The following is a 10,764-nucleotide window of genomic DNA, read 5'->3' on the forward strand; positions in this document are numbered from 1 at the left end:
GCATGACGGGAGCCATTGGCGGGGGCGGCGCGATCGCGGGGGAAGGCGTTACCTGGGTAGGCACGGAAATAGCTGGGCCAGAGACAGCCGGCACAACCACATCATTAGCAGCTAGGGCGAGGGCAGCAGATGCCCGATCGGGGCGAGAACGGACAGGCGGGTGATTCCCCCATGCCAAACCGGGAGCCACGGCCACCAACAGGATCGTCCCACTGAACAATGGCCCTAGCCGCACGGACACAAACGGCTTACCTAACATGGCTAATCCTTTAATACCCGATGTGCCGAGAGCGATCGTTTCAGGAATTTGTCAGAGATTTACCTGACTTGAAAAAGCTTGACGACAACGTTGGGGTATTCTTAGTTGACTACTCCCACTATAGCTCACGCGATCGTTTTTGGGCTGATCGGGGGACTGATTGCGCAGTGGAACGAGAGATGACTGCCACGATCGCCATTCTCCTGGCTGATAACAGTCCCGCTCGTAGAAGGTCATGCTTACAATAACGGGGTGTAGGTTGGTGTTGCGCCTGTGAGATTTAACCCGCTCACTGTGTTGGGGCAAACGCCGTGCGCCCTAACCTACCCCCATTAAGTGGGGCAGAGCACTAGGCAGCCTGCACAGGGCTGCGATCGACGACTGCTTCTTCAGTCAGCAAATCCGCCAATTGTTGTTCAATCTGATCCCGTACAATCTGCCGGTATTCCAGGAAGTGTTCATTCAAGGCACAAATGGAAAGGTAGTGATCCCAAACACGCGGATTATGCCGCAGGATGCCGATCAAGTTGAGCCAGAACCGTAGGCGGGTTTTCCGCACGACCCCCTGTCGCCAGCATACTAATAGCAGCGCCCGAATACTGACCCAATTTACCTTACGCAAGGAGACCTTATGCTCCGGCGTCCCCATTTTCAGGAAATGGCGATAGGTGCGGTTGAGATAGGCGAGGGGATCATAGAGTCGCCAGAAGGCATCGACATATTCCCGTGCCACTTCTTCAATGGGTCGGGTAGGAATAAAGTTCATCAACGTCGTTTGGTTGGCATTGCTATCCCCCCGCAGCCGCCCCTCTTTTTTCAGGCGATGCCAGAGGGCGGTATCTGGCAGGGCTTGCAACATACTGAAGAAGGCCGTGGGAATAGCCGCCGTTTCAACAAATTGGACAATGCGATCGCCTGCACCTGTTTTTTCGCCATCAAAGCCAATAATAAAACCGGCCATCACCCGTAGGCCCGATCGAATAATCGTATCGACGGAATCCGCCAACGGATCGCGGGTATTTTGATACTTCTGAGTAACGGAAAGGCTTTCGGTATCCGGGGTTTCAATGCCCAGGAAGACAGCATTAAAGTTACAGGCGACCATCAGATCCATGAGTTCCTGATCCTGGGCCAAATCCACCGAAGACTCTGTATTGAAGTGGAAGGGGAATCCGTGTTCTACCATCCAGGGACGCAGAGCTTTCAACAATAGTTTAACGTTGCGTTTATTACCAATAAAATTATCATCAACGAGAAAAACCGTGCGTCGCCAACCCAATTCATAGAGCCGCTCTAATTCGGCCAAAAATTGTTCAGGGGTCTTCGTTCGGGGTTTGCGACCGTAGAGTACAATGATGTCGCAAAATTCGCACTGGAAAGGGCAGCCCCGCGAGAATTGTACCGACATGTTGTCGTAGGCGTTGAAGTCAAGCAGATCAAAGCGGGGGATCGGCGTTTGTGTCACATCCGGTTTTTCGCCATCGGCCCGGAGAACTGCCTGGGTTTTCCCTTGCGCCAAGGCGTCAACCAACATCGGCAGGGTAATTTCTCCCTCATCCAGAACTAAGAAATCGGCCCCGGCAGCCAGGGGTTCCTGGGGCAAGGCTGTGGCATAGGGACCGCCAACCGCCACCAATTTACCGCGCCGCTTAGCCTCCCGAATCTGGGCCAAGAAATCTTCCTTTTGCACAATCATGGCGGACGATATCACTAGATCGGCCCAAGCCCATTCCGCTTCCGTCACATCACACACGTTGCGATCGACCAGCTTAAACTCCCAGGTTTGGGGCAGTATTGCAGCGACGGTAATCAAACCAAGGGGGGGCAGCAATGCCTTGCGGTCAACCAGTTCCAAGGCTTTCTCAAAGGACCAAAAGCTTTTGGGAAACTGGGGATAGAGGAGTAAAACTCGCATTCCTTCTAACTCTTACGCGTATTTATGCTTGATTGTAGGCAATTATGCAAGCATTTTGGGTCTTATCCGCCATTTTTATAGGATGATGGGCCGCGTTTGGGTTGGCTCAGACGCAATTTTGAGGCCACTCTCCATTAGCGACTCGTAGATGCTCAGGTTGGCCATTGGTACCCACCCCCCTGCTGGAGCAAGGCGAAACTCTCTGCCCAGCGGCTGATAGCAAGTGACGTTAGGTGTCCGAACAATCAATAATATCCATCGCATCGTCTATGTACAGGGCACCTCGAAAAGTACCCGCCCTAAGCCCCCAAGCAATGTTATCCCGTTGAAGTTCGTAGTCGCGGTTTTAACCGCGATCCCCTTTTAAAACATCCGCTTAGAAGCAGGCAGGATGCCTACCTCACAACTTTGATTGCAAGCAGGCAGGATGCCTACCCCACCCGCTTGACTGAGCGCTTAAACTTCAACGTCATCCCACGACTGCCCGCCACCTTTCCCCCCGTTCCCAGCGAACTCATCTGCCCTCCCCATTGATTGCCACCGCTAACTCAATCTCATGCCATTCTCAGCCTTCTCAGTCAGGTATGAACGGTGAACCCAAATGTTACGATAGCGGTGATGCGATCGTCAGGATCGCTGTGATCGGCCTTGGGATGAGGGGGACCGAATGCAAGGCCATAGCCATCGGACCTAAACCTGCCGGGAACCAATCGTTATGCCATTGCTAGAAGCTACCAAACCAGAACCCAGTCTGAACTTTGGGCGAATTTTGTTGGTAGAGGATGAGGATCTGATTCGCGAGGCGATCGCCCTCGCCCTGCGCGAAGAAGGCTATGAGGTGGTTGTAGCTGCCGATGGGCGGCAGGCGCTTTCCTTGGCCCAAGAGGTATCCCCGCTCCCCTCGGCGAATCCCTCTGAATGGTGGGGCCGGACCACCGATGGCGGTCCGGCGTCGTTCCACTTTGATCTGATGATCCTGGATCTGATGCTGCCCAGTATCAATGGTTTGGATCTCTGCCGATTGATACGACGGGAAGGTAACAATGTCCCCATTTTGATTTTGAGTGCGCGGGGGTCGGAAACCGATCGTGTGGTTGGGCTAGAGGTCGGTGCTGACGACTACCTCACTAAACCGTTTGGGATGCGGGAATTGGTCGCCCGTTGTCGAGCTTTGCTGCGTCGCCAACGCCTTAGTCACGTCCAAAGTCAACCCACTGTCCTCCGTTTTCAAGAGATTGTCCTGTATCCCCAGGAATGCCGGGTGTTAGTCCGGGAGGCAGAAGTCAGCCTTTCACCCAAGGAATTTCGCCTGCTGGAATTATTTATGAGTTATCCCCGGCGGGTGTGGTCACGGGAGCAATTACTGGAGCGCGTTTGGGGACCTGATTTCATGGGCGATAGTAAAACAGTGGACGTGCATATTCGCTGGCTACGGGAAAAATTAGAAGCCGATCCGAGTAACCCAGAATACCTCGTCACTGTACGGGGGTTTGGCTATCGCTTTGGTTAAGCTAATCAACTGAACCCAGATCAGGGTGGTCTGATGATAGTAAACTTGGAAGAACGGCAAGTATGAAGAAACAGCCTGGATGTAGCAAGTTCAGGTGACTGATGAGCGTGGGGTAGGCATCCTCCTGCCCTGGCTAGGGGACTGCACTCCATGCCTGCACAAACCCTTTAGGCTTGCTATATCAGTTGATATCACCTTTAAGAAACCGCCATCACAGATCTACGATTACGCGAAAAACCCATTATTGGGATTAGACCTGTGCTATTCGCATTCCTACAAGGGCTAGCCGTGGGCCTCGTCTGTCTTGGGGTATACCATTGGCGGTTCGATCGCAAGCTGCGATCGCTCATTCAGGAGATCAAACCCGATGCCCTCCAAGTTGCCCTCCCCCTCACCTCACGCTTGACCGGTGCCATCAGCATCCAGAAGCAACGTTGTGCGGAACTGGAACAGGCGCTTGAGATCTGGAAGCAAGTCTTACACCAAGCTCCGGTTTGCTATTTACAAGTCGATGCGGAGGATCGGTTAGTGTGGTGTAATGCCGCTGCCTATCAGTTATTAAAAATTCATACTTGGGAAGCAACTAAGCCCCGGCTTCTCTTAGAGGTTATCCGCTCCTACGAGTTAGATCAGTTAATTGCCCAAACGCGCCAAACCCAGCGCCCAACGGAGTGTGAATGGAGTCTGCACCTATCCCATTTGCCCACCACACCCAGTTCACCCAGCCTAACGCCGATCATTTCTCTGCGGGGCCATAGTTTCCCCCTCCCGAACCAGCAAGTTGGGGTTTTTCTCGAGGATCGCCAGGAAGTTTTACAACTGCGACAGCAACGCGATCGCGCCTTTTCCGACCTGGCCCATGAATTAAAAACGCCCCTGACCTCGATCCGGCTGGTGATGGAAACCATCCAGAACGGGCTAGATCCTTCTTTGCACCACTGGACCGATCGCGTCATTAGGGAGGTTATCCGCATGAGCACCCTGGTGCAGGACCTGCTCGACCTTACCCAACTCGAACGGGGGGTTGGGACTTGCCTACAGTGCAAATCCCTTGATTTCGCGGATCTCATCGATTCTGTTTGCCATAACCTTGATCCCCTCGCCCAAAAGCGACAGATCCAGTTGACATACCAAGGACCAGCTCCCCTACGGTTGTGGGGAGATTACTCCCGCCTCTACCGGGTTATGGCGAATTTGCTGGATAATAGTATTCGGTATAGTCCACTGGCAGGGAAAGTCGTGATCCAGGCACAGATCCGGGCCGCCACGGCATTAAGGATGGAGAGGCTCACCCCACCCGCTGCGGTGATTGCGGCTTGTCCTACGTGGGTCCAGATCGATGTCATCGATAGTGGCCAGGGCTTTCCCGAAGCCGATCTCCCACACATTTTTGAGCGGTTTTATCGCGCTGATCCCGCCCGTACTCACAGTGAAATCGCAACCGATCGCGAGCAAGGACTGTTCACCTATCCGTTGCCCGTTTCCCCCTTATCACCCCGGGCCACAGAGGTTCGGCTCGGACAAGCAGCGCGGAGCGAAGCAGTCGCCACCATCGGGGGAAGTAGTGGCCTTGGCCTAGCCATTGTGCGTCAAATTGTTGAGGCCCACCAGGGCTTTGTTCGGGCCAGTAATCATCCCCAGACCGGGGGGGCATGGCTCCAGGTATTTTTACCCCAAGCAGCCCCAGATACTTCCCCCAGCCACAACCATTATTAGCCCCCGCCGTGGGTTAGGACTGCTACCATGCCAGACAGCAAACAGCTAGAAAATTTGTTGGGAGATGGGGAAGAGTGCTTAACATTGCTTTACTCCCGTGGTTGAATATAGAACAGCCAATTGCGTGGGTAGCCAGCGATGGTCCCCAAGCACCATAACGGTGCCTACGGGAATCCGCCCCCGATTTGCCTGTCAGGCGTTCAGGGAGGCACGACTACCCGTCAGATTCCGGCAGATCAGGCAAGATCCCGGATCGCGTAGGACTGGCCAACGACAACAGGTGCGACAACAGGTAACAGTGCATTAGGAGTTCGGCTTATCCCCCCCTATGGAAGAACGGCTGCAAAAAATTCTCTCCCAGCGAGGCATTGCCTCTCGGCGTCAGGCTGAACAGATGATCCTGACGGGGCGAGTGCAATTGAATGGCGTCACGGCCCATTTAGGGCAAAAGGCTAACCCCAATGCAGACACCATTACGATCGATGGTCAGCGGTTGTACCCCTGTGATACTCCCAACCTGAGCTATCTGTTACTGAACAAACCCGCAGGTGTGGTATCCACCTGCCGTGATCCCCAGGGGCGATTGACGGTGCTGGCACTGCTACCGTCCCAGTGGCAACAACAGGGCCTTCATCCTGTGGGTCGGCTCGATGCCGACTCGACTGGTGCCCTTTTGCTCACCAACGATGGTTCGCTCACGTTTTACCTAACGCATCCGCGTTACCACGTGGCTAAAACCTATCAAGTGTGGGTTAAGGGTAATCCCTCCCCAGCGATCCTGCAACAGTGGCGGCAGGGAATTCGACTGCAAGGGCGTCCAACGTTGCCAGCGACGGTGCGTGTCCTAGATCGTTGCCTAGAACCGGCCCGGACTTGTTTGGAAATCACCCTGCATGAAGGCAGGAACCGGCAAATTCGGCGCGTGGCCGAGTTATTAGGGCACCCCGTGTTGCACCTACAGCGGGTAGCTATTGGCCCCATCCAATTGGGCAATCTGCCGTCTGGCCAGTGGCGATCGCTGACTGGGCCAGAAATTACTGTCCTGAAGCGCGAATCCCAGCGGGTTTGCGATCGGGTCTTAGGCGTATCGACTGCGAGTGAGGAGCGCAGGCTATGAGAAAGCGTGGGAAAATGCGGAAAAGCAGCTTGCCATTACAACAACAACAGGCAGAGCAACTAGCCACGATCGGGGCCTATCTGGCCGATGTTCGGAAACGGCAAGCGCTCTCCCTTCAGGAAGTCGCTTCTAGGACTTTGGTTCAGGCTCGCCTGCTGCAAGCGATTGAGGAAGGGCGGTTAGAAGCCCTGCCAGAGCCGGTCTATATCCAGGGATTTATTCGTCGCTTTGCCGAGGCCCTAGGACTGGAGGGGGCACCCTTAGCCCAGCAGTTTCCCACGGGCGATATTGTTCGGCGTGAGGGACACCCCTTTCGTTGGAGACAGTCGCCCATTACCCAATTGCGTCCCTTTCACCTCTATTTGCTCTACATCTTTGTCGTGGTCTGTGCGGTGAACGGTCTGTCCTCCTTAGTCAATCCCCCGATCGGGCAAACAGGCCAAACCCCTAACGTCACCGAAGCTATGCCCCCCTCCGAGCTACCCACTTCGACGCCTCCGGAACCCGCCACCATGCAGATCAACGCCCCCAAGGCTGAGCCGAGCAAGCCCTTGCGGGTGCGGGTTACTTTGGTATCCCCGTCGTGGATTCGCGTTGTTGCGGATGGGCAAACCGCCTTTGAAGGGGTCCTCCAGCCAGGGGCCAATCAACAGTGGGCGGCGAATCAACAGCTTGTTGTTCGGGCGGGCGATGCCGGGGCCGTCCTGTTGAGCTTTAATGACGGTAAGGATGAACGCCTGGGTGAACCCGGAGCCGTTGAGGAAGTGGTCTTTGAATCAACCGCCCAAACGGCGAGTTTGCCTCTAAACCTGCGGTTTTAGGTCTGTTCCAAGCTCAACGCTATTCCTGGGGCAGGCAGACGATGCCTAGCCCTCCTTGTTTAGAACCTTTTGAAAAGTCTAAATACGGTTGCTTTGGCGACTAAACAAGCTCGTAGGAACGACTTTAGTCGTTTTTAGTCGTTAAAAGCTCGTAGGAACAACTTTAGTCGTTAAAAGTCCCTGCTACCCGCGCGGGGTAAGCCGCTGCTTGTACCTCTGCCAACAATAGCAGGGTAGGCCACACCCTACCCCACGCATTTTGGCTTTTTATTTTACCTATCAGCCCGATCAACCGGTATTACGCATCCCTGCCGCGATGCCGTTAATTGTCAGGTGGGCACCCCGCAGGAGTTCGCTTTGGCTATAGCGCGATCGCACCACCATACCGCTTGCGGCTTGGGATTGGTACTGGCGCAGCCGTTTCAGCAACGACACTTGTAGGAAACCCAGCGGCACGATCGAACCATTGCGCAGTTGGATTGAGGCTTGCAACTCCGGATCACCATCCAACAGCCGTTGATGTTCCGTAATCGCCAAAACCAAATCTCGCGTCAGGTGATACTCTCGGGAAATTTGTTCAAACAGGTGTTCAAACCGACCCCGGTCTTCCGGTTGTGATAATTCCCGCACATAATGGTGCGCAATTTGCAGATCCACCTTCGAGAGGGTCATTTCCACCTTCGAGATCGCCATCTTGAAAAAGGGCCATTTGTAATAGAAATAACGCAACAGGCTCAGGTGCTCATCCGGGGCCTCATTCAGGAATTCCCGTAGGGCCGTGCCGACGCCGTACCAGGAGGGCAGCAGGAAGCGGGTTTGCGTCCAGCTAAAGACCCAGGGAATGGCCCGCAGGTTCGCCATATCCCGTTTCCCCGATCGCCGCGAGGGACGCGAACTAATTTGCAATTTACTGATTTCCTCGATCGGGGTGACTTGGTGGAAGAAATCAATAAAATCCGGTTGCTCGTAGATGAGCTGGCGATAGTGCTGGCGCGATCGGGCCGCCAACTCCTCCATGATTTCGTTCCAGGGTTCAATATTGTCAAACCCAGTGCGCAGCAAACTGGCCTGAATTACCGCCGTCGTGATGTTTTCCAGGTTATACAGCGCCAATTCCGGTAGGGAATACTTGGAGGCCAGCACTTCCCCTTGCTCGGTAATCTTAATGCGGCCATTAATACTCCGTCCGGGCTGGGCCAGAATTGCCTCATAGGCAGGTCCCCCCCCGCGCCCGACCGATCCCCCGCGCCCGTGGAAAATCCGTAGGGCAATCCCATGTTGCTCCGCGATCGCCTGGAGGGCTTTCTGGGCCTTGTGAATCTCCCAATTACTGCTGAGGAATCCGGAATCCTTATTGCTGTCGGAATACCCCAGCATCACCTCTTGCAGCCCCGTCGCCGTTGTATCGGCTTGGGGATCGGCCTGGGCCATTGCTTCATATCCCCCAGCCAGCAGGGCACGGTAAAGCGGTAGCTCAAACAAGTGTTGCATAATCGCGGGTGCCCGCCGCAGATCCTCGACGGTTTCAAACAGCGGCACCACCTGGAGACGGCTCACCCCCGTAGCGGGATCGTATAACCCGGCTTCCTTTGCCAGCAGCAAGACCTCCAGCAGATTACTGACGGAGTGGCTCATGCTGATGATATAGGTTTGGCAGATCTCTTGGCCAAACTCCTGCTGCAACTGGTGGGTTATCCGGAAGGTTTCGATGATCTCACAGGTCCGCTCTGAGAAGGGTAGGTTGGCCGGGATCAAGGGACGCCGGGTTTTGAGTTCCTGCACCAGCCAGTCACAACGCTCCCGCTCCGTCATGTCGGCATAGGGCTTGGGCAAAACCTGGAGGTAGGCCGTAATTTCATCGATCGTGTTGCCGTGCTGGGAACTTTCCTGGCGCAAATCCAGTTGGGCCAGGTTAAAGCCATAGATTTCGACTTGGCGGATGAGGGTTTCCAGTTCTTCGCACGTTAACCCGGTTTGCAGCAGACTGGCCTGGACTAACCGCAATTCCGCTAAAAACTCATCGCCCGATCGATACAAGTTGGTGGTGGGACAGTCGGAAGCAGTCCGTTCCTCCTGGGAACTATTATCCAAACAAAGGTTACGATCGCGGGTATTTCTCAGCCGCTCCAGTGCATAGGTCAGCTTTAGGCGGTAGGGTTCCTGACGGTAGCGAATGGCCTTGGCTTCGTAAACCTCCGGCATTTGGATGCGGTCCTGCTCCAACGCCTCCAGCAATTCCGGCAACACCTGGCTCCAGTGCAGGGAGGGACTGAGGAGAGCGATCAGTTTTTCGATCGACTGAATATACTTTTCCAACACCAACTTGCGTTGATAGCAGGCCGTGCGCCACGTCACCTGGGGGGTCACGGAAGGATTACCATCGCGATCAGCCCCAACCCAGGACCCAAACTTACAAAAGTTGACGCGGGGTGGACGCAGGTAGGGGAAAACACTATGCAGGGCACGGTTGAAGCGATCGAACAGTTTCGGCACCGCATCGAAGAGGACTTCTTGGAAATAGTGCAACGTATAGTCCACCTCGTCCAGCACCGACGGTTTGAACTGGTGGAGTTCATCTGTGCGCCACCAGAGCCGCACCTCCGCCATCAGGGTTTGGCGAATTTTATCTGCCTCCCAGTCCGCCATCGGCGAGTGACTCCCGGCCTCAATCAGATCCAACTGGGTCAACAGTCCGGCGATCCGCCGTTGCTTACTGCGAATGGTGTGGCGCACAATCTCCGTGGGGTGGGCTGTGAACACCATGCGCACGTCCAGATTATCAATCAATCGCTGAATATGTTGCGGGGGTACGTTCAAGCGTTTTAGTTCCGGGAACAGCCACTGCAACGTTGCGGGTCCCTTGCGCGATGCCCCGGATACGAGCAAACTTTTCTCCAGTAAACTGGCATGAAAGGACGTTTCCACCGTCACTGGCCCTTCTAGGGCCGCATGGGGTGTTCCCCGGACATTGGCTAGGGCCTGATCGACACTGGTGCGTAGGTGGGTTACCCCCAGGCCACCGCGTACGGCGTCCTCAATGCTTTGGTTATAGTTATCGCGGTATTGTTGCTGCTGCTGCCGCTGTTCATAATGCTGTTCAACAATATTGATCAGTTGGAAATAGAGGGCAAAGGCACGGGTTAGACGGATGGCTTCCTCTAGATCCAGATGTTCAATGACCCGGAGGGCTTCCGATTCCAGAAAATTGGGCGCCTGTCCTTCTGGTGAACACAGTTGCCGCAGACTAATCAACAAATCGACTAATTCTTGGCCACACTCTTCGCACAAAACAGCCTGCCAGATTTCCTCCGTCAAGCGCAGGCGACGGTTGAGTAGTCGTTTTTCGGCAGCGGTCATATTCGTCGTAACCCTCGTGATCCGGTTGCTTTTTTGGGGGCCGGTGGTTTGCATGGGGGGCGTGTACTG

Annotated in this window: 7 protein-coding genes; 4 read left to right on the top strand and 3 right to left on the bottom strand. The window is 54.8% G+C overall.

The window, feature by feature from the left end; translation table 11 throughout:
- Together ACWIUF_RS02405 and ACWIUF_RS02410 are read right to left on the bottom strand one after the other, a co-directional pair.
- Nucleotides 1-259 (bottom strand): hypothetical protein (locus ACWIUF_RS02405; protein WP_448570580.1); only part of this gene is annotated, 259 nt, incomplete at its 3' end.
- Nucleotides 260-608: 349 nt separating this feature from the next.
- A complete protein-coding gene (locus tag ACWIUF_RS02410) occupies nt 609-2,174 on the bottom strand; it encodes a B12-binding domain-containing radical SAM protein (protein ID WP_448570581.1) in 1,566 nt (521 codons plus the stop codon).
- A gap of 715 nt (nt 2,175-2,889) precedes the next feature.
- Between ACWIUF_RS02410 and ACWIUF_RS02415 the strand changes: the two genes are divergently transcribed.
- The 4 genes from ACWIUF_RS02415 (at nt 2,890) to ACWIUF_RS02430 (ending at nt 7,338) form a co-directional block, all read left to right on the top strand.
- Nucleotides 2,890-3,684, top strand: a complete 795-nt coding sequence (locus ACWIUF_RS02415; protein ID WP_448570582.1) for a response regulator transcription factor — start codon at nt 2,890-2,892, stop codon at nt 3,682-3,684.
- A gap of 258 nt (nt 3,685-3,942) precedes the next feature.
- Complete coding sequence (locus ACWIUF_RS02420) at nt 3,943-5,400, top strand: sensor histidine kinase (protein ID WP_448570583.1); 1,458 nt, start codon at nt 3,943-3,945, stop codon at nt 5,398-5,400.
- A gap of 328 nt (nt 5,401-5,728) precedes the next feature.
- Nucleotides 5,729-6,517: a pseudouridine synthase gene (locus tag ACWIUF_RS02425; RefSeq protein ID WP_448570584.1), complete on the top strand. Its 789-nt coding sequence runs from the start codon at nt 5,729-5,731 to the stop codon at nt 6,515-6,517.
- Complete coding sequence (locus ACWIUF_RS02430; RefSeq protein WP_448570585.1) at nt 6,514-7,338, top strand: helix-turn-helix domain-containing protein; 825 nt, start codon at nt 6,514-6,516, stop codon at nt 7,336-7,338. The genes ACWIUF_RS02425 and ACWIUF_RS02430 overlap by 4 nt, the downstream gene beginning before the upstream one ends.
- A 288-nt stretch (nt 7,339-7,626) precedes the next feature.
- Here ACWIUF_RS02430 and ppc read toward each other — a convergent pair whose 3' ends face one another.
- Nucleotides 7,627-10,749, bottom strand: coding sequence for a phosphoenolpyruvate carboxylase (ppc, locus tag ACWIUF_RS02435; RefSeq protein WP_448570586.1), 3,123 nt, complete (start codon nt 10,747-10,749; stop codon nt 7,627-7,629).
- Between the last annotated feature and the right edge of the window lie 15 nt (nt 10,750-10,764).

This window comes from Trichothermofontia sp. (assembly GCF_053493415.1).

Excerpts from the sequence above, each read along its gene's own strand:
- ACWIUF_RS02410 (WP_448570581.1), bottom strand. The coding sequence starts at position 2,174 with ATGCGAGTTTTACTCCTCTATCCCCAGTTTCCCAAAAGCTTTTGGTCC.
- ACWIUF_RS02415 (WP_448570582.1), top strand. The coding sequence starts at position 2,890 with ATGCCATTGCTAGAAGCTACCAAACCAGAACCCAGTCTGAACTTTGGG.
- ACWIUF_RS02425 (WP_448570584.1), top strand. The coding sequence starts at position 5,729 with ATGGAAGAACGGCTGCAAAAAATTCTCTCCCAGCGAGGCATTGCCTCT.
- ACWIUF_RS02430 (WP_448570585.1), top strand. The coding sequence starts at position 6,514 with ATGAGAAAGCGTGGGAAAATGCGGAAAAGCAGCTTGCCATTACAACAA.
- ppc (WP_448570586.1), bottom strand. The coding sequence starts at position 10,749 with ATGCAAACCACCGGCCCCCAAAAAAGCAACCGGATCACGAGGGTTACG.